We start from the raw sequence: 18817 nt of genomic DNA on the forward strand, positions 1-18817 counted from the left end.
ATAAAGGTGGGGTTTATGTGAATCTCGTTCAATCTTTGGCTGAAACGGCGAAAAAGAAGGGGGATAAACCGGCTTATATATTTATGGATCAGTCGGTCTCGTATGACCAATTAAACAAAATGGTCACAAGGTTTTCTAGCAATTTAGCAGCAATGGGCATTGGAAAAGGGGACAATGTCGCATTAGTTGTTGGAAACTCACCACATTTTTTGGTCGGTTTATATGGAACAATGAAAGCTGGAGCAACTGTTATTCCAGTTAATCCAATTTATACAGCAGACGAAATGCATTACATTTTACAAAATGGAGATGTAAAAACAATCATCGTACTCGACGTCCTTCTACCTGTTATACAATCTCTTACAACAAGACTTCCTTCACTTGAAAACATCATCATATGCGAAACCTCATCAGATTTTAATCATACAGAAACCGAAAAAATGAAAACGTTTACCAGAATGATAGGGGCTGGAGATTTAACTTACGAAGGCCCAGAGCTAGATGAAGAAGATGTAGCGGTTATTCTATACACTTCAGGTACAACTGGAAAACCGAAAGGCGCTATGTTAACACATAAAAATTTATATAGTAATGCGAGCGATGTGGCGTCGTATTTACAATATACGGCTGATGACCGCGTCGTTGCAGCACTGCCAATGTTCCACGTGTTCTGCTTAACAGTGGCGGTAAATGCACCGATTGTGAACGGGGCAACTATTTTAATGTTACCGAAATTTAGTCCGAAAGAAGTATTCCGTATTTGTCGCACGTACGAACCAACGATTTTTGCTGGTGTACCGACGATGTACAATTATTTATATTTATTTGAAGAAGCAAGCGCAGAAGATGTGAAGACGCTTCGCCTTTGTATTTCAGGTGGTGCATCCATGCCAGTTGCTCTTCTGCAAAACTTTGAAAAACGTTTTGACGTTATCGTTTCAGAAGGATACGGTTTATCAGAAGCATCACCAGTAACTTGTTTTAACCCGCTCGATCGTCCGCGTAAACCAGGGTCGATCGGTACAAATATTTGGCATGTAGAAAATAAAATTGTGAACGAACTTGGGGAAGAAGTACCTGTTGGCGCAGTCGGTGAATTAATTGTTCGCGGACCTAACGTTATGAAAGGATACTATAACGCACCAGAAGATACAGCAGCGACATTAAAAGACGGCTGGCTGTATACAGGAGACTTAGCGAAAAGGGATGAAGAAGGTTACTTCTATATCGTTGATCGCAAAAAAGATATCGTCCTAGTTGGTGGTTATAACGTATACCCTCGTGAAGTAGAGGAAGTATTGTACACACACGAATCTGTAGCAGAAGTTGTCGTAATTGGCGTTCCTGATGAAAACTTAGGAGAAGCAGTGCGAGCTTACGTCGTTTTGAAACAAGCTAACGTAACAGAAGAGGAACTTATGCATTATTGCACGTTACATTTAGCGAAATATAAAGTACCAAAGAGTATCGAGTTTTTAACAGAATTGCCGAAGAATACGACAGGTAAATTGTTAAGAAGAGCTTTGAGAGAAAAAGCGATGCAAGTATAAAAATAGGGGCAACCATCTTTATGAAGATGGTTGCCTTTGTACTTTTTAGAATTGGTTAAGCTATAACCCCATATATTTAAAGCGTAATATGACTAATAAGGAGGAGATATACGTGGAGCAAAAGGAATTACGTTTAAGGAGAGTTCAATACCTTATTTGTGACATTATGGATGAAATGAATTCTGAAAGTGAAAAGAAAAACTTAGAAATACTGCAGCAAGTCATTGATCATCTTTCAGGTGCGATAGGTGATTTAGTTGATCCATCAAGCTCGTATTCTATCGATTATTTAGAACGGAAAGTTCATACGGCACATTATTTACTTTTTAAAAATGAGCGGAAGGCGTATTTGTGCAGGAAATGATATTTTTTGTATTTAGTTGATAATTATTATCAATTTGTTGGTTGTGTTGCGTATATTCATATAAAAGTAGCTGATACATATGATGTTATTTTTAAAACTTATAAAGAGCAAACAAATGAAAATATAAAACTACTAAAAATGTGCTGCTTAAAAAATTATTGGGGTGCGAAGTATGTTAATAGTTTAATTCAAGAAAATATTTCAGTTGGAGCAGATAAGGGCTGGGTTCCAGGTGAAGAGGTAAGCCGTACGGAAGCAGCACAATTTATTGCGAAGACAGAATGGAAGCCTCGTGTTTCTTTTCTCTGAAAAGGTAGTAAACGAAAATGAGTTAGAGCGTATCATAAAGCATATGAAATTTGATCGGGCAAGAGTATATTTTAATAAAGAAACAATTGAACTAGCGGGGGAAATGGGGTATATAGTAGGTCATTTTGAAGATGAGTATTATATAGTATCTTTATGTTCGGAAAAGTAAGTATTTGTTTGTTATGCGGAAGAACGGATTATGGAGTAAATAGTAGTAGCTAGTATAAAGTTAAAACTATTTATAAGTGCATCACAGTATGATTTAGATGATTAATAGGATATGGATGGGAAAGATTAAAAAATTAAAAATGGAGAGTTTTTATGTCTATAATATTCGATATCTATACGAAGAAAGATATTTCTCCGTATAGATATGTCAGCTTTTTCTTTGAAACAATCGAAAAAATTGGATTGGAGTTTACAAAAATAGCACACTACGAACCAATTAATAAAGTATTTGAAACTGAAAAAAGCTATTGAAATGTAGATGCATGAAGAACCAGGGGGGTATGATGAGGAGCTAGATGCAATGGTCGGTACTGCTGGTGGAGTACTTGGGAGAGGAAGCGGCTTTTGGTATAGTGTAGCGTGGTGGAGATCCTAGGGGAAAGAGTATCGATTATTTAACAATATCATTTGCAAAAAAAGCTTTTTACTAAATATAAACAGGAAATAGTAACGGTTTTTGAGCAACTGTTAATTAGAATTAATTCTATATACGGATATATGAGTGATGAAAAAATAATAGATAGACAACATATAACAGGCACGATAGAGAATAGAATACCTGGAATATTTGCATATAATTATTTTGGTGAATTATTAGTTTATTTTATAGGGGAAGAGAAGTTATTTAGAGAGTCGAAATGATGTCATTTTTTATGAATCCTTCTATTCAAAATGAATTCCAATTATTTTTTGAAGAATTCCACTTTAATTCAATGCTTTTATTTGTAAAAATTAACAAATAAGAAAAGAACAATTGTGAAACAGATTCTTTTTAATAATTAATTTGCTATAAACTGAAAAAACTTGATAAAATTTTATTTATATTGAATATTCTGTCTTTTATTGCTAAAATTTGTAATGTATTACCAATAATTTGAAAAGGGGTTGTTAGTATGAGTAATGTTTTAGCAAAATTATTTGGGGTAAAAAATGAGGTTGTTGGTCCACAATACTATGAAGAAGGTTGTGACTATGATAGTTATTGTGGTACAAGCCGTCGCACATTACTTCGTCATTATGGTAACGGACGTTTTGTTGCTGTTGGTTGTTGCTAAAAGTGTAAAATTCAAAGATAAGAATATAAAATTCTTAGCTTTGAATCCTATTAAATTAAAGATAGAAAGGCGTTTAATATGATTGTATATCTTCTATTATTTTTCATATGGTTACTTTTTCTATTAGTTCTACTTATACAAATTAGTAAGTTGAAAAAAGCGCTCGCTCTATTACCCAAACCAAAATTTATTCAGAAAAAATCAAACTCCTTAATAAAAAAAGATATTAGCAATATATTACAATTACCAAATTCCTATTCCATCCATGATGAATCTATTATCTTGTTAATGGCTGCATCATGTAAAATATGCCATGAAAAATTAAATGAAATTATTCATAAAAATAAGCACAAATCACATAACCTAATAATATATTTATATTCCGAAACCCCAGATTTATACAATCAATTTAATAATAGTATTCCGGCGCATTGTAAGATTCCAGTATTTCCTTTATCTGAGATTCAAAAAAAACAATTACAAATATTTGTTTTCCCGACATTTATACGTATAAATTCTGAAGCTACTATTACTAAATTCTCTCCAATATCTGACAATGTCCTCTAAAAGAAAAAAAGTGAGGGTTTTTTATATGTTCATTACTTACATACTAAGAACTATTAAACTAATTTGGAAACTCAATAAGATTTGGTTTTGCTTTTCTAGCATATTCATGATTATTTTAGGGATGTTACCTGTGGCTACAATATGGACTACAAAAGAACTTATTAACAATGTATCCACCATCATTACAAGTGAAAATAAAAATTATACATTAGCTATTACTCTGCTTGTACTACAATTTTTGCTATTATTAATTGAAACTATCATTAAACAATTACAGTATTATATTGACGAAAATATGCGCTTTAAGCTCACTAAATTTTTAACTGAAGAAATTGCTTATAAGACATTTAAAATACCGTATTCATATTTTGATAATCCTGATTTTTATAACTATACCAATCGAATAAAATCAAATACTGGTAGACGTCTACTATCACCAATTAACAATTTATTTTTAATTGCACAATCTTTAATAACCATTTCATCTTTAATTATTTTTTTACTCTCTATTCATTGGAGTTTAGCTGTAGTTGCTAGTATTACCTTTTTTCCAGCTCTTTTCATAAAATCATATCTTGGTAAACAAGGATTTGAACTCACAAAAAAAACTACTCCCCTCCTAAGGGAGACAAATTATATAGAGAACTTGTTAATGCAAAAAGATACGATTAAGGAAATTAGAATTTTTAACCTACATACGTACTTCATACAAAGATGGGAAAAAAAATATAATAAAAATATGAGTTATTCTTTAAATTTCTTAAAAACCAAAAGTAAAGCGGAAATATTTTTAGATTTGCTAGTAGCTCTTTCATATTGTGGTTCGGCCGGAATTATTATTTGGCTCATTAAAAAATCTGCTGTTAAAATTGGTGACTTCGTTTCTATAGGACAAGCAGTACATAATACACAAAATGCATTACATAACATTTCAGCTAATTTGGCTCAATTATATGAGGATGTATTATATATATATGACTATTTTCATTATATCGATTCACTAGATGAGGATGAAATAAATACCGATGAACAAGTACCATTTCCTAGTGTTTTACAATATGGCATACGCTTTGAAAATGTATCTTTTTCATACCCTAATAATAAAAATAAAATTTTACAAAATGTATCTTTTTCTATATTACCTAATGAAAAGATAGCAATAGTCGGTCATAATGGATCTGGAAAAACTACATTAATAAAATGCCTGCTTGGACTATATCCACTTACATCTGGAAATATATATTTTGATAATATACCTATTAACAAAATTCAATTACATTCTTTAAGAGAGCACACGACAGTAATGTTTCAAGATTTTATTCAGTACCATTTAACCATAAGAGAAAATATCGCTCTTGGTAATGTTTCCGAAATAAATAATGATGAAAAACTAAAAAATGTAGCTATGCAGTCAGGAATCCATGAAGATATCCAACTATTCCCGAATGCATACAACACTCCATTAGGGAGATTTTTACAAGAGGGTGAAGAGCTCTCAGGAGGTCAATGGCAAAAATTAGCAATATCTCGATCGTTATTTAAAAATGGTAATATCATGATTCTAGATGAGCCAACTGCTGCGTTAGATCCTATTTCAGAAAGAGAAATTTTTGATAAATTTGAATTACTGACTAACCAGAAAACTACAATTATGATTTCTCATAAAATGTCTGCAGCTAAATTAGCAGATAAAATTGTTGTATTAGACAATGGTGAATTAGTTGAGTTCGGTACTCATGAAGAGCTTTTCCTGAAAAAAGGGAAATACTATGAATTATACACAACCCAAGCAACTCTATATCAAAATAAACTTGATGAGGTTTTAATATGAATGAAATTATCTTAATTTTAAGGATATTAATAGGTACTCTTTTTCTATCGTCCTCTATTAGTAAACTATTACATTTTAGCAAACACGTTGTCATTGTAGGGGAATATAAAATCCTCCCCAAAAAATTCATAAAATTCTTTTCTAGGATGGAAGTAAGCCTTGCGTTAATTTGTTCCATTTCACTCATTCTAGGATTATTACAGCTTTGGGTAGGCGCTATACTTTTACTTTTATTAATTATGTATACAATAGGAATCATTGTTAATTTATATAGGAAGAGAACCAATATTTCTTGCGGATGTGGTGGAATTGTAGGAGATCATAACTTATCTTGGACTTTAGTGTTTCGCAATATTTTTTTAGTAGGATTAATTATTTTCCTTATTAAAAATGAAACAGATTTTTTCAGCTTGCAATCTCTTCTTATATATGAAAAGGATATATCACTAATTTTCAATCATAATGGAATCTTCTCTATACTTTTATCAACATTCTTAGTTTTATTAATAGCAATTTTAAACTCAACATTCACAATTTATCGTAGTATGAATCATTTTTTATATCTTACAAAACAAATAAAGGAGTGAAAGATATGAACTGGACGGATTATTTACTTTGGGCTTGCATGATTATCCAAATGATTATTTTCTTTTTGTTAATTAGGTTAGTAACAGACTTCTTGAATAAATTCCAAAATCAAGTAAATATAATCGAATTTAAAAATTCTGCTAAGACAAATATGGAGATAAACAAAGAAGAGTTAATGAAAAGCTAATAAATAAAAATTTTTAACCTTTGAGTCTACATAAACTAAACTTCATATCTTGACATTTAGAAAGTAAAGTAGTTACTTAAATTTCTTTTATAGAACAGTTCACTTTAAATGGTTTAGCGATGTAATTTGTTTATAAAAAACATTTAGCACCCCTAATAAATAAGGAATAAAAATTTGTTCCCTTTCAATTCAAGTATATGAAGTGTTTCTTTTTCCTGAATTTGTTGTAAAAAATGGTTCATTAGGCTACCATCAGTAGAGATTCTCTACTGATGGTAGCTTCACTTTATAGGAAAGGTTAGGCTAACATGAAAAAAAATTTTGCACAAACATATTTAACGATACCGTTCCACCTATTCTTATCGTTTATTATCATTATATTTATCGGCACATTACCGCACTTATTTATTGGGATGAAGATCGACTTTAACAATTACCTGCACACACTTACGGACGTCACCTCTAAATTAATAGGGTGGGATCCATTAACTTACACGAAATTTGCAAAACCCCTATTTCCTCAAATTCTAATTCAATATGGAAACACGGTTATTATCTTTTTAGCTGCTCTTTTTATTTCCGTATTAGTTTCTTTTATGACTGTTTATGCCTTGTTGCTACTCCCTGTAAAAAAAAGAGAAAGAATAAAATCATTTTTTTTACTATTAGAAGCAATTCCTGATATTTTTATTATTTTGTGTCTCCAATTACTTGTCGTTTGGATTTATAAACAGACAAACTTTTTAATCGCAAATATAGCTGGTACAAAAGACAACTCAATCTTACTATTTCCGATTATTTGCTTAAGTTTTCCAACTATTCTTATGTTTAACAAGCTACTATTGCTACGTTTTGAAAATGAATTACAAAAAGATTATACCTTGCTAGCACGCGCCAAAGGATTTGACACGTTTTATATTCTCAATCATCACGTTCTAAGAAACGTCTTTTTAAGTACTCTCTACTTCTCAAAAACAAATATTTGGTATATGTTATCTAATTTATACATTATTGAATATTTACTCAATGTTCAAGGTATTTTCACATTTTTAAAAACGTATAATACCGAATTAGAACCAGCACCTGAAATATTTTGCGTTACATTGTTTTTAATTTACATTCCTATCTTTATTGTCTTTAAGCTTTTCAATATTTTCATACCTGATGAACTGAAAGGAGAATCTTAACATGTGGGCCCATTTAAAAAGGGATAAGTATTTCATAATTTGTATATCCTTTTTGCTTCTATTAATCATAGTAAGCATCGGAAATTCCATATTCTTTGATGGGAAAGTTCGCCAAACATCTATTCTATATGATGAAAGTGGTAATGTACAAGCAGCACCATTTCCCCCTTCTTTCACTTTTCTGTTAGGTACGGATATGAAGGGATTTGATTTATTACATAGAGTAGTAGATGGAGCGAAATGGACCATTGGTATATCGTTATTGATAGCATTTCTACGAACATTTATCGGGCTAGCAATTGGATTATTCTTCGCTTTTTATGTAAGAAAAAGTTTTAAGACACTTGAAGCTCTCTTTGATTGTTTTACAGTTGTTCCAATGACCCTCATTGGTTACTTTATTCTTGATACAGTATTGCGTTTTCAAAACGGGTCTCCAGTTCCCTCTTTCTTTGAACGAGCATCCTTTGAAATCATAGTCTTAGTCATTCTCGCTTTACCCGTTCTTATATTTTATTTTGCAAAAGAGACAAAAAAGATACTGAATGAAGAATTTATAGAAGCTGCTACAATATTAGGAGGAAGCAAATTTCATCTCGCTATAAAACACATATTTCCGAATATATTTCCTATTCTAATCATTGTCATGATGCAACAATTTGTACAAACTTTAATCATTTTCTCTCATTTTGGTATTTTAGAATTATTTTTTGGTGGTACAATTCTTTTCTACGGAAATGAAGTTGAGTCAGTTAGCAATGAATGGTCAGGTTTAATTGGTCTCTATTTTCGTTCCCTCTCTGTTCAACCTTGGATTCCAATGGTTCCTATTACATTTTTCATCCTGACTATTATTACAGCACATATTATGCTACAAAGGATACAATTAGCATTTGAAAAACGACACATGAAACAAACATCTCAAGAACCAATAGAACAACTCAATACTTCTAATTTTACACAACAACTTCCCGCTAATTCATTTACACTCTATGATGACAAATAGTATTGGAGAAATATATTCCTATAGGGGAGCTTAAAACATCTTTTTTAGTAAAAAGGGATATTTATATGAAGAAAAAACTAGAGATATTGAAAAAACCTAAAAGAATTTTCATCTGAGACAGCAGAGGAAATGGATGGTGAAAATTAAATGAAAAATAAATTGTAGAAAGAAGAGCTGATATCAGCTTTTCTTTTTTATAAATATCTTATATATAAACAGTTAAGGGTGAAAATATAGTATTTGCAACGTACAAATATGATGAAAATAATGTAGGACGGATTTGTTTATGATTTAAATAATAATCATGTGCATGATATGAATCTTCGTAATGAACTTGGAGAACCAATTCAATTTGGTACTTATTATAGCCGCGGATTTGCTATGTATTTTCAGACGGACGATACGCTGTATTCTGTTGATGCAATTAATATGTGAGGTAATAAATATAAAAAGTGCACCCAACAATCTGGGTGCACTTTTTCATAACCGTTATATATTCCTCCTCATCAATTCCCCAACCTGCGTCGCAACATACTCAACATCATTATCAATCTCATCCAACACGTAAGATTCCAAAATGCCCATGACAGCTGTTCCTAAAAATTTTAAAACGATGTGTGTATCAATGTTTTTATTTACTGACGTATTTGTGTTTAGTTTTTTCTCTAGTTCACCCATGATGAACGTTAGGAACTTTTTCTGAAATGATAATGTGCTGTTGCTTTTAAATAAAGCTGTGAAAAATGGTTTGTGTTCTTTGAAGTATTCAAACCATATGACAGTTCCTTCTATATAGCCTTTTGTTTGTTTTATATCGCATATTTCTCTTAATTGATTTAAATGGTCGTCCACAATTTTATCTAATAAATTGTATTTATCTAGGTAGTGTAGGTAGAAAGTTTTTCTTCCGATGTTCGCTTTTTCTGTAATGTTTTTTACTGTAATTTCATCAAAGCCATCTTCAATTAACATTTCGATAAATGCGGATTGAATGGCGTTTTGTGATTTTATAATTCTTCTATCGATTTTCTCCATATGATGTTCCTCCGTTATTGATACACATATTTCGTTATGTGTGTATTATCACCCAAATGCGTAAATGTGGTCATTGAAACAAGTGGTTGCTCGCTTTATTATAAATATACACGTGAGTATTAACTCTCACAAGTGTAAATTAAAAATAAAGTAAGGGTGGTTTTATATATGGCAGTTACGAAGAGAAAAGTTCATTTTTATGCAAGAGGATTACGAGTTGCAGGTATTTTAAATATTCCTGTAGGTGCTGAGGAAAAGAAACCAAATGCAGCGATTGTTTGTGTGCATCCAGGTAGTAGCTGTAAAGATCAAACGGCAGGATTATATGCAGAGAAATTAGCAGAACAAGGTTATGTAACGCTTGCGTTTGATGCATCGTATCAAGGTGAAAGTGAAGGTGCACCGAGATATATGGAAGAACCAGCTGCGCGCGTTGAAGATATTCGCTCAGCGGTAGATTATGTAACTACTCTTCCTTATGTAGATGAAGAACGCATCGGTGTGTTAGGCGTTTGTGCAGGCGGAGGTTATGCGGTAAATGCCGCAATGACAGAGCGCCGTATTAAAGCAGTCGGCACAGTTGTTGGTGCAAATATTGGGCGATTAAACCGTGAAGCTAATCCGATTGGGGTGTTAGAGGCGATTGGTAAACAACGTACTGCTGAAGCGCGCGGAGCAGAGGCGATGATTACGAACTGGATTCCTAAAAATGAGGAGGAATTAAAGGCGACAGGTATGATGGATATAGATATTGTAGAAGCAGTTGAGTATTATACAACACCGCGTGGGCAAAGTGTTAACTCTCCAAATAAGTTAAACTTTACGAGCATGGGATCGGTAATTGGTTTTGATGCGTTCCATTTAGCAGATATATTATTAACACAGCCGTTACAAATTATTGTTGGCAGCAAGCAAGGCGCATTCGGTTCTTATAAAGATGGTCATGAGCTGTATGAGAAAGCAGCTTCAGAGAAAAAAGATTTACTTGTTGTGGAAGGTGCGAGTCATTACGATTTATATGACCAACCAGAACCAGTAAAAATTGCAGTTGAAAAATTAACAAGTTTCTATAACGAAAATCTGTAAAAGTAATTTTGTTTTGAATTGCACCTCTAATTGTTAGGTTTGCATCTAGCAGTTAGAGGTTTTTATTGTGAAGATTGCTGTGCTTAATATTTACGTTAAACGTGCATAACAAGATATAATAGAAGAAATTAAGAAGGAGGCTGACTGTGAAAAATCTTCGTTATTTCAATATATTTACTATGTTAATTGTATACACATTACTCATGTTTTACATCGGCTGGAACGGTTGGATTTGGCTTCATGCGGTGTTTGGCTGGGAATCTTGGGGATATTACGCTTTCGTAGTCGGATTTATTTCATATGCGTACATTCTCGTGCAAGTGTTTAAGTTCTTGCCATTTCTACGAACGATAGGTTCAATTTGGTTTGCGGTCATACAATATGCGCTTATGTTATTGCCGTTAGCAAATATTACGGTCTTTCTTTTACAGTTTTCAGTGGAGAAAGAAGCGGCAATTATTTGGACAGGAACGACCGTGTTATTTGCGTTTATCTTTATTTTTGCATATGGGATATTCAACGCATATAGCCCAGTAGTAAGAAAGTACGAGGTGCACATCCCGAAAAAAGTAGAGGGACGTAAAAGCTTACGCATTGCGATGGCTTCTGATATGCATTTCGGTAAATTATCTGGCGTTTCGCATTTAAAAAGACTTGTCCGTCATGTAAATGAGATGGAGCCTGATATTATTTTACTGCCAGGAGATATTATCGATGATCATCCAGGTGTGTTCATTCAAAAAAATATGGGACCAATTATGAAACAAATGAAAGCTCCACTAGGCGTATATGGTGTGTTAGGAAACCACGAATATTACGGACGAGCAGTTCCTGAATTTTTACAAGAGATGGACAAGATTGATATTCGTATTCTGTTAGATGAAGTGATTACAATTGAAGATCAATTTTACCTCGTCGGAAGAAGAGATAAAACAGAGCGAGATCGTCAAAGCTTTGAAAATCTAATGAGTACGGTAGATAAATCTATGCCAGTTATTGCAATGGATCATCAACCATTCGAGTTGAAACAAGCAGCGGAGGCGGGTGTTGATTTACTATTATCAGGTCACACGCACCGCGGACAAATGGCGCCGAATCATATTGTAACGAGAAGAATGTACGAATTAGACTGGGGATACGCACAAAAAGGTGCATTCCACGCGATTGTTTCTTCTGGTTTCGGATTCTGGGGACCGCCATTAAGACTGGGAAGTAGATCTGAGATTGTGCAGGTGGAAGTTACGTTTGAATAGAGGGATAAAGAGAAAAGGGCTGACTGATAAATGTCAGTCCTTTTCTCTTTCATCTTTTCTAAAATCATACGTGTCCGTCTCTACATGTAATTTATGCTTATTAATCATCACTGTATGATCGTCTAACCATTGTACAGTTGCATCTTCTTCACGATAATTCCAGTATATATTTTTCGTGTTCATAAATTTTTTATTATTTGCTATAAGCTCTCCTCTTATAGCAAAACTAGTCGTTGCGCCGCCATTATGTCTGTATATATGTAAAGTATACGTTTTATCTGGCGAGTATATGGATTGAATCTTTTCACCGCCTGAAACCCCAGATAAAGTGAAGAATTTCCAATATCCTAAACTAATGAATACAATAATGATGAATAGAATGGTGAAGAAAATCTTTTTCATGTTTCCCCTCTTTCCCTTAACGGCCATACTTGTATTAAATCAAAGAAGAATGAAACTGGCAATATTATCCTTTTCGTCGCCGGAATATGTACGTTTCTATTTATAGCGTCCTGTTCACGATTTGGAATGAAAGTCCCCATATTTTTCAATAAAAAAAGGCTCCATATAAGGAGCACTCAATAAAAACAAATGAATTAAAAGAAATAACAGACATGTATAACATTATTATATTTGAATTTAATATTTATATTGATGTCGATTTCATAAAAAAGGTACGATTAAAAGACGCTGCTGAAATAAAGGGGGATTATAAGTGGTTATATCAGATGTGCTATACGGTGAGTTTGAAGTGGATCAGGTGTTAGAAGAATTAATTGTAAGTAAGTCTGTGCAAAGACTAAAAGGTATTCATCAAAATGGCGCAAGCTACTTAATAAATGAGAAATGGAATGTAACGCGCTTTGATCATTCAGTTGGTGTTATGTTATTAGTTAAAAAACTTGGTGGTTCAGTAGAAGAACAAATTGCAGGTTTACTGCATGACGTATCACATACTGCTTTTTCCCACGTGATTGATTATGTTTTTCATAATGAGGGTGAAAGTTATCATGAAGAGATATTTAGTTCTGTAGTGAAAAACTCAGAAATTCCAGCGATTCTTTCAAAGTATGGTTATAACTATGAAGATATTTTGTTAGATGATTCAAAATGGACGTTACTCGAAAGGTCAGCACCAGAATTATGCGCAGACAGAGTTGATTATACGTTACGAGATATGTATACATATGGGTATGTTTCTTTAGAAGAAGTTCACAGTTTTTTAGAGGATGTCATTGCTGTAGATGGGAAAATGGTCCTTCAAAATATCGAAATAGCTGAATGGTTTGCAGAAACGTATTACAAAGAAGTAATCGATTTCTTTATGCAACCAATGAATATTTACGGAAATGATATGTTAGCAAAAACGCTAAAGTTAGCTCTACACAAAAAGGTTATTCATGCAGATGATTTTCTTCTTGAAGATGATGAGCTAATTTCGAAATTGCAGCAATGTAATGATTCAGAAGTACATGCTTTATTAAGAAAAGTTCATCCGAATGTAAAAGTAAAAGAAGATAGAAATGATTATGATTTGTATCAGAAAAATAAAGTCCGACTCATTGATCCGTCGTTACTTCGTGAAGGTGAAGTTGTTTCATCGTCTTTCGTATCAGAAAACATAAGACAGATGAGTGAGGTCGCTTATGAAAAAGCGGTGAGAGGGATGTATGTGAAAGTGATTTCGGATTAAAAAGGAGAGCATATCTTTGCTCTCCTTTTCCTCATTAATAATCAAACCAATTCCAAACCTCAATATCTCCAAGAGTCGCATAACGAACGTGCGACGAGTTTTGTAATTTTAATAACTCTTTCGATGGACCAGTAATGACAATCCCGTATACTTTAACGCCGTTATCTTTTACATACTGATAGCGCTTATCTAAATTCAGCTCTTTTTCAGGAGTTCGAGTAGTTTTACTTACAGTTTCTTTATGTGTAGAAAGAATGTGCATCATTTCGATCACTTCATCTTCTTTTGTCTTCGGTCGTATTGCTTCATTATCAGGGAGATTTATATGTTCTGAAAATCCTATAATTTCTCCACCATGTAGGATGAAATCTTCCTCATCTATTCTCTCTTGTCCTGTGTCTAAGGCGTACCATAAAGGAGTTGGCGGCATTTCTTGTGCTTCAAATGCGCTATATAGAATCGATTCGACTTCTTGTAAAGTGTAAGCTTTATCGAAAGATAGCGCTACTTCTGCAACGGTCCCCTCATGTATCTTTCCAAGTGTATCCCAAACTTTTTTAGATGATTCTTTCAAAGAAGCTTCTTCCTTGATTTTTGGATGAACAAAGGAAAGTTTTTTTGAATAGGGTTTATTTGCCCAAGATTGATTTGTGTCAGTTACAGATGATAAGAAACTACGCGTTGTTACTGTGCCAATTGGAAGTTCTTTTTTGCCGACAGTTTTAACTAAATTCATTTCATTTTCTGTACGGAAAAAGGGTTTGATTTTTGTACTGCCTCCAGTGGAACGACTATTTGGAATTGTTGCTTCTAGTGCGAGTGCTGGAATCTCATTTACTTCGGCTAACTTTTTCATATTATAGAAGTAAAGAGAAGATGAAAAATGATCGACAAAATAGATTGCAATACAAACGGCAAGGACAAAACTAACGGTTTGCCAACGTTGTTTCCATTTTATTTTCCAAAACGGGACTTTCAGCTTTTGTGGTGGTAGTTTTTTCTTTATTGGTTCACTCTTCGAAAGCAACTCATCTAAGTAAGCTTCACATTCTTCACATGTCTCAATATGATTTTCTAACAGTTCTTGTTCATCATGCGTGAGCGTTCCGTTTTCGTACTTCTCCCATAGTTTTTTAAATTCTGTACAACCCATCCGTATCACTCCTTTATGCTTTTCGTTTCTTTTCGTCCTCGGTGTAATTCAATTTTCACTTTCGCTAGTGAGAGACCGGTCATTTCTGCTATTTCCTTATACGAGAATCCGTAGTAATCTCGTAGTAACAGAACATTTCGTCTTTCGAGCGGAAGAGAAGATAAACTGTCTAACCAACTAGCAATCTCATGTTTTACGAAATAAGAGTGCTCTGTACTTGGTACGTTTGGTAAATGGAATTCTGCAATTGTCGTTGTTTTATATCTTTTTTCTTTTCGATACCAATCGATAAAGGCGTTGTAGGCAATTGTAAATAACCAAGGCCTAATTTCTTCTCCTTTATAATAGTCAATATGGATGAGCATTCGGTAAAATGTTTCTTGCATAAGATCTTCCGCACAGTGGGAATCTCCGGTTAGGGAGAGAAGATAGCGAAATAAATCTTGCATATGCTCTGAGTAAATTTCTTCTAATGATTGTTTATGTTTCACTACATTTCCCTCCCTTCATACATAACAACGAAATACATATAAAAAAGTTACATTTGTTTTTAAAATTATAGTAAAAAACGTCAAGAATTGGATAAGATTCTCTTTTATCATAATACATATAAGGCGGGTGAACAGAGATGGAAAGCTATGAAGCACAAATTCAAAGGTCAATTGATTATATTGAGGAAGATGTAATGGAAAAACAGACGCTGCGTAATTTAGCACGTATTGCAGGTTTTTCTGAGTCGCATTTTCATCGTGTATTTCAGGCGTTAGTAGGTGATACAGTAATGGAGTATGTTCGAAAGAGGAGGTTAGCCCGAGCAGCTTATCAACTTTCTCATACGGATGAAAAAGTTATTGATATCGCATTTGAGCATGGCTTTCAATCTCACGAAACGTTCACGAGAGCCTTTAAAAAATTATTTCAAATGACACCGAGTGAATATCGAAAGCAAGAAATTGAAACGCCGATGTATTACAGCGTGAATGTAAAGCAAAGAAAATTAAATCCGTATTTAGGAGGCATACAAATGGAATATCGTATTGTAAATAAACCAGAATTTTTAATGGCGGGTTATGAACTGAAGACGACAAGTAAAGAAGGGAAGAACCATCAAGACATTCCAGCATTTTGGCAAGAATATTTACAAAAAGATCTTGGAACGACGATTCCGAATCGTAAAGATACGAGCCAATGGGTAGAGCTTGGATTATGTACTGATTTTAATTTAGAAACAGGAGACTTCACTTATATTATCGGAATGGAAGTTACAGACTTTGAAAATGTACCAAATGAAGTTGCAAAGCGTAATTTCCCAGCAGCGACATACGCAGTATTCACAACGCCGAAAGTTCCTCATGAAGAAATGGTATCGTCTATTCACCAAACGTGGAACGCAGTATTCTCAGAATGGTTCCCGCATTCAGGATATGAACATTGCGGCGTTACTGAGTTTGAACTATATGATGAGCGTTGCCATGAAGATAAGAGTGAGTTTGCTCAAGTAGAACTTTGGATACCGGTGAAGAGGAAGTAATAGGATAAGAGCGAATCATTGGGAGATGGTTCGCTTTTTTATATAGGGGGAAATAGGAAGATGTTCAAAAAATTAGAATGTGTATCTATACATACGAAGGATATAGAAAGGTCAGTTTCTTTTTATACAGAAATGGAAGCGCCTGATGAGAATGTATTTGTGTTAGTAGGGAAATAGCTGAAATATGGAGTGACCTTTCATAGTGAGTTATGGAAGGTTATTTTTAATTTGTATAGCAGGGGAAGTAGGTTAGTATTGTCGATTTTTGTTGGTAAGTTGATATATCTTGAAAATCGCTGATATATTTTGATTTGCGCTGATATATTTGAAAAATCGCTGATATAATTCGAGTTGCGCCGATATATTCAGAAAATCGCCGATATAATTTCATTTACCGCTGAACTCTCCCAGAAAAGAAAAAGAAAAGACGCCATATAGCGCCTTTTCTACGAACGAAACGGGAACACAAGTATAATTGTCGTTCCTTTTCCAAGTTCGCTATCGATAGAAATCGTTCCGTTATGAGCATGAACGAGCTGTTTCGTAATGGCGAGGCCAAGTCCAGTTCCGACGTTGCTTTCTTCTGTATTTGTTCCTCGGTAATACCTTTCAAATAGAAGCTCTTTTGTTTTATCATCCATTCCTTTTCCGTTATCTGAAATAGAGAGTGAAAATGAAGTAGCGTTTTGCGAAAGTTTTACCATGACATTAGTCGTTTCATTATTATGTTTTACAGCGTTTACGAGTAAGTTTTCGATAATACGCTGGAACCATTTTTCTTCAATGAAATATTGAATTTTGTTTGAGCTTGGTACGAATTCAATATTTTGATTTTCAAGTGTCGGGTTATTAATAAATTGTAATAATACTTTTTGGACGAATTGATTCATTTCAATGTTCACGTGCTGCCCAGGAAGACTGTTATTTTTTAATTGATACGTTAAGCTTAAGTCATCAATTAATGTAGTCATATATTGAGATTTTTCTTTCATAACGCTGCCGAATTGCTGAATGTCACGATCGGTCCATTTGTACTGATTGGATTCTAGTAATAATGCGTAGCCGTATATAGAACTAAGTGGTGTTTTTAAATCGTGCGTTAGACCAGTAATCCATTCTTCACGTGTTTGCTGTAGTACTTGCCTCATTGCATCATTTTTTTTGAGTGTAATAGAAAGATGCTCTAGTGAATTTGTAACATCACTAAATAAGCGGAATGACCATTTTTCTTTACCAGATTTCCTGAACCTAATAGGTTTCCCTTTTTTACTAACAGGCTCTTCGTACTTTCCACCAGCGATGTTTTTAAGCCAGCGCATTGCATGTAATAACGGTTTTCCGAATTTATTACCGTACCAAATAGAAAGAATGACTAAATAAACAAATACGATAAGAAGGATTAATCCGCATCCGATTAGAAACTTTTTAGTAAATACATCGTCTATTTCATCATCTGGGTAGTAGTGCTCATTTTTAGCAGTTACAACAAGAAGATGATTACTATTTGTGTCGTAAAAGCTAGACGTGTTTTCTTTATGATTCCACGGTTCTTTTTCATTAAGAGCGGCTTGTATAACAGAAAATGTTTTTTTCTTTCCATTTGGATAGGAGAATACTTCATCGCCCTTACTATTAAAAATTTGAAGTGTTGCTTTTTCTTTAGAAAGTAATTGCTGTTCTTCTTCTGTTAATGTGAACGAATCCGTAGATACAGAAGGGTGCTCTTTCTTGATTGTTTTCAGTAATGCATTGCTTTTTAACATACCGCCGTAAATAACGAGTACGTTCTTTTCTTCTAATTCAATTTCCCAATATGTAAATGTATAAGGGTTTTCTATATGATTCTGTATATATGAGAATAAAGATGCTTTCGTGTAAGATGTTGGTACGTCACTTGGCGTATTAAAGTGATAGAGAACTTTTCCGTTTTCCTCCACAACTTGAATCCAATCATTTTTTTCTTTAATTAAGTCTTTTACTTCAGCTTTTAACGAAATATCGCCATCTTCTGAAGAGATGTATCTTGCAATCATAAAATTATCGGAATCTGGAATGTTCGGTTCATATGAAGTGCTAGTAACAAGAAAAATTAAATAAGTGAAAGCAGCTACTACAGCAATTAGTAATGTAACTAAAACAAATACGTGTTGCAGGATAAACTGGATAATAAGTCGTTTATTAAAGTTCATATCGT

General features: G+C 33.6%; 19 protein-coding genes and 1 pseudogene. 15 read left to right on the forward strand and 5 right to left on the reverse strand.

The genetic code is table 11. The features are described 5' to 3' along the window. The first annotated feature begins 17 nt into the window (after nt 1-17). From ACYVEC_RS07815 to ACYVEC_RS07865, 11 genes and pseudogenes are all read left to right on the forward strand, one after another. Nucleotides 18-1550: a fatty acid--CoA ligase family protein gene (locus ACYVEC_RS07815; RefSeq protein ID WP_063224672.1), complete on the forward strand. Its 1533-nt coding sequence runs from the start codon at nt 18-20 to the stop codon at nt 1548-1550. 112 nt (nt 1551-1662) lie between these two features. After that, nucleotides 1663-1914: a hypothetical protein gene (locus ACYVEC_RS07820; RefSeq protein ID WP_048526595.1), complete on the forward strand. Its 252-nt coding sequence runs from the start codon at nt 1663-1665 to the stop codon at nt 1912-1914. 6 nt (nt 1915-1920) lie between these two features. After that, nucleotides 1921-2223, forward strand: coding sequence for a hypothetical protein (locus ACYVEC_RS07825; RefSeq protein WP_098557388.1), 303 nt, complete (start codon nt 1921-1923; stop codon nt 2221-2223). Next, nucleotides 2198-2392: pseudogene (locus tag ACYVEC_RS07830) on the forward strand (hypothetical protein); the annotation flags it as partial. The gene ACYVEC_RS07825 and the pseudogene ACYVEC_RS07830, both read left to right, overlap by 26 nt. Nucleotides 2393-2544: 152 nt before the next feature. Next, a complete protein-coding gene (locus tag ACYVEC_RS07835) occupies nt 2545-2703 on the forward strand; it encodes a hypothetical protein (protein WP_174887996.1) in 159 nt (52 codons plus the stop codon). Between the two features lie 641 nt (nt 2704-3344). Beyond that, nucleotides 3345-3506, forward strand: a complete 162-nt coding sequence (locus ACYVEC_RS07840; protein ID WP_000073170.1) for a hypothetical protein — start codon at nt 3345-3347, stop codon at nt 3504-3506. A gap of 592 nt (nt 3507-4098) precedes the next feature. After that, the gene (locus ACYVEC_RS07845) at nt 4099-5904 is read left to right on the forward strand and encodes an ABC transporter ATP-binding protein (protein WP_460506094.1); all 1806 of its coding nucleotides are present in this window, start codon (nt 4099-4101) and stop codon (nt 5902-5904) included. Then, nucleotides 5901-6491, forward strand: coding sequence for a MauE/DoxX family redox-associated membrane protein (locus ACYVEC_RS07850; RefSeq protein ID WP_016088962.1), 591 nt, complete (start codon nt 5901-5903; stop codon nt 6489-6491). The genes ACYVEC_RS07845 and ACYVEC_RS07850 overlap by 4 nt, the downstream gene beginning before the upstream one ends. A gap of 5 nt (nt 6492-6496) precedes the next feature. Then, nucleotides 6497-6679: a hypothetical protein gene (locus ACYVEC_RS07855; RefSeq protein WP_001104600.1), complete on the forward strand. Its 183-nt coding sequence runs from the start codon at nt 6497-6499 to the stop codon at nt 6677-6679. A gap of 308 nt (nt 6680-6987) precedes the next feature. After that, nucleotides 6988-7866: an ABC transporter permease subunit gene (locus ACYVEC_RS07860; protein WP_048526602.1), complete on the forward strand. Its 879-nt coding sequence runs from the start codon at nt 6988-6990 to the stop codon at nt 7864-7866. 1 nt (nt 7867) lies between these two features. Further along, nucleotides 7868-8872 carry an ABC transporter permease gene (locus ACYVEC_RS07865; protein WP_000263306.1) on the forward strand — a complete coding sequence of 335 codons (1005 nt, stop codon included), beginning with the start codon at nt 7868-7870 and terminating at the stop codon, nt 8870-8872. A gap of 489 nt (nt 8873-9361) precedes the next feature. On the opposite strand, the gene ACYVEC_RS07870 is transcribed toward ACYVEC_RS07865, so the two are convergent. Continuing rightward, nucleotides 9362-9907, reverse strand: a complete 546-nt coding sequence (locus ACYVEC_RS07870) for a TetR/AcrR family transcriptional regulator (protein ID WP_199677694.1) — start codon at nt 9905-9907, stop codon at nt 9362-9364. Nucleotides 9908-10075: 168 nt separating this feature from the next. On the opposite strand from ACYVEC_RS07870, the gene ACYVEC_RS07875 reads away from it, so the two are divergent. Together ACYVEC_RS07875 and ACYVEC_RS07880 are read left to right on the forward strand one after the other, a co-directional pair. Next, nucleotides 10076-10993, forward strand: a complete 918-nt coding sequence (locus ACYVEC_RS07875) for an alpha/beta hydrolase (RefSeq protein WP_199677693.1) — start codon at nt 10076-10078, stop codon at nt 10991-10993. 146 nt (nt 10994-11139) lie between these two features. Then, the gene (locus ACYVEC_RS07880) at nt 11140-12246 is read left to right on the forward strand and encodes a metallophosphoesterase (protein ID WP_199677692.1); all 1107 of its coding nucleotides are present in this window, start codon (nt 11140-11142) and stop codon (nt 12244-12246) included. 33 nt (nt 12247-12279) lie between these two features. Here ACYVEC_RS07880 and ACYVEC_RS07885 read toward each other — a convergent pair whose 3' ends face one another. Beyond that, nucleotides 12280-12648: a DUF5412 family protein gene (locus ACYVEC_RS07885; protein WP_048526605.1), complete on the reverse strand. Its 369-nt coding sequence runs from the start codon at nt 12646-12648 to the stop codon at nt 12280-12282. Nucleotides 12649-12961: 313 nt separating this feature from the next. Here ACYVEC_RS07885 and ACYVEC_RS07890 point away from each other — a divergent pair, with 313 nt between their 5' ends. Next, entirely contained in the window at nt 12962-13939 is a 978-nt protein-coding gene (locus ACYVEC_RS07890; RefSeq protein WP_199677691.1) for an HD domain-containing protein, read from the forward strand. A gap of 34 nt (nt 13940-13973) precedes the next feature. Here ACYVEC_RS07890 and ACYVEC_RS07895 read toward each other — a convergent pair whose 3' ends face one another. Next, nucleotides 13974-15092, reverse strand: a complete 1119-nt coding sequence (locus ACYVEC_RS07895) for an anti-sigma factor (protein ID WP_199677690.1) — start codon at nt 15090-15092, stop codon at nt 13974-13976. Between the two features lie 5 nt (nt 15093-15097). Beyond that, a complete protein-coding gene (locus tag ACYVEC_RS07900; protein WP_199677689.1) occupies nt 15098-15583 on the reverse strand; it encodes an RNA polymerase sigma factor in 486 nt (161 codons plus the stop codon). Nucleotides 15584-15720: 137 nt separating this feature from the next. Here ACYVEC_RS07900 and ACYVEC_RS07905 point away from each other — a divergent pair, with 137 nt between their 5' ends. Continuing rightward, entirely contained in the window at nt 15721-16623 is a 903-nt protein-coding gene (locus ACYVEC_RS07905) for an AraC family transcriptional regulator (protein ID WP_199677688.1), read from the forward strand. A gap of 446 nt (nt 16624-17069) precedes the next feature. Here the strand turns inward: ACYVEC_RS07905 and ACYVEC_RS07910 are convergent, their stop codons facing one another. Then, nucleotides 17070-18812, reverse strand: coding sequence for a sensor histidine kinase (locus ACYVEC_RS07910; protein ID WP_063224663.1), 1743 nt, complete (start codon nt 18810-18812; stop codon nt 17070-17072). Between the last annotated feature and the right edge of the window lie 5 nt (nt 18813-18817).

The sequence above is a fragment of the Bacillus sp. MN7755 genome (assembly GCF_054771475.1).

What these genes read in the sequence shown, in the direction of transcription:
- ACYVEC_RS07835 (WP_174887996.1), top strand. Translation starts at nt 2,545, where the DNA reads ATGTCTATAATATTCGATATCTATACGAAGAAAGATATTTCTCCGTAT.
- ACYVEC_RS07845 (WP_460506094.1), top strand. Translation starts at nt 4,099, where the DNA reads ATGTTCATTACTTACATACTAAGAACTATTAAACTAATTTGGAAACTC.
- ACYVEC_RS07910 (WP_063224663.1), bottom strand. Translation starts at nt 18,812, where the DNA reads ATGAACTTTAATAAACGACTTATTATCCAGTTTATCCTGCAACACGTA.
- ACYVEC_RS07840 (WP_000073170.1), top strand. Translation starts at nt 3,345, where the DNA reads ATGAGTAATGTTTTAGCAAAATTATTTGGGGTAAAAAATGAGGTTGTT.
- ACYVEC_RS07855 (WP_001104600.1), top strand. Translation starts at nt 6,497, where the DNA reads ATGAACTGGACGGATTATTTACTTTGGGCTTGCATGATTATCCAAATG.
- ACYVEC_RS07850 (WP_016088962.1), top strand. Translation starts at nt 5,901, where the DNA reads ATGAATGAAATTATCTTAATTTTAAGGATATTAATAGGTACTCTTTTT.
- ACYVEC_RS07875 (WP_199677693.1), top strand. Translation starts at nt 10,076, where the DNA reads ATGGCAGTTACGAAGAGAAAAGTTCATTTTTATGCAAGAGGATTACGA.
- ACYVEC_RS07885 (WP_048526605.1), bottom strand. Translation starts at nt 12,648, where the DNA reads ATGAAAAAGATTTTCTTCACCATTCTATTCATCATTATTGTATTCATT.
- ACYVEC_RS07895 (WP_199677690.1), bottom strand. Translation starts at nt 15,092, where the DNA reads ATGGGTTGTACAGAATTTAAAAAACTATGGGAGAAGTACGAAAACGGA.
- ACYVEC_RS07870 (WP_199677694.1), bottom strand. Translation starts at nt 9,907, where the DNA reads ATGGAGAAAATCGATAGAAGAATTATAAAATCACAAAACGCCATTCAA.
- ACYVEC_RS07905 (WP_199677688.1), top strand. Translation starts at nt 15,721, where the DNA reads ATGGAAAGCTATGAAGCACAAATTCAAAGGTCAATTGATTATATTGAG.
- ACYVEC_RS07860 (WP_048526602.1), top strand. Translation starts at nt 6,988, where the DNA reads ATGAAAAAAAATTTTGCACAAACATATTTAACGATACCGTTCCACCTA.
- ACYVEC_RS07865 (WP_000263306.1), top strand. Translation starts at nt 7,868, where the DNA reads ATGTGGGCCCATTTAAAAAGGGATAAGTATTTCATAATTTGTATATCC.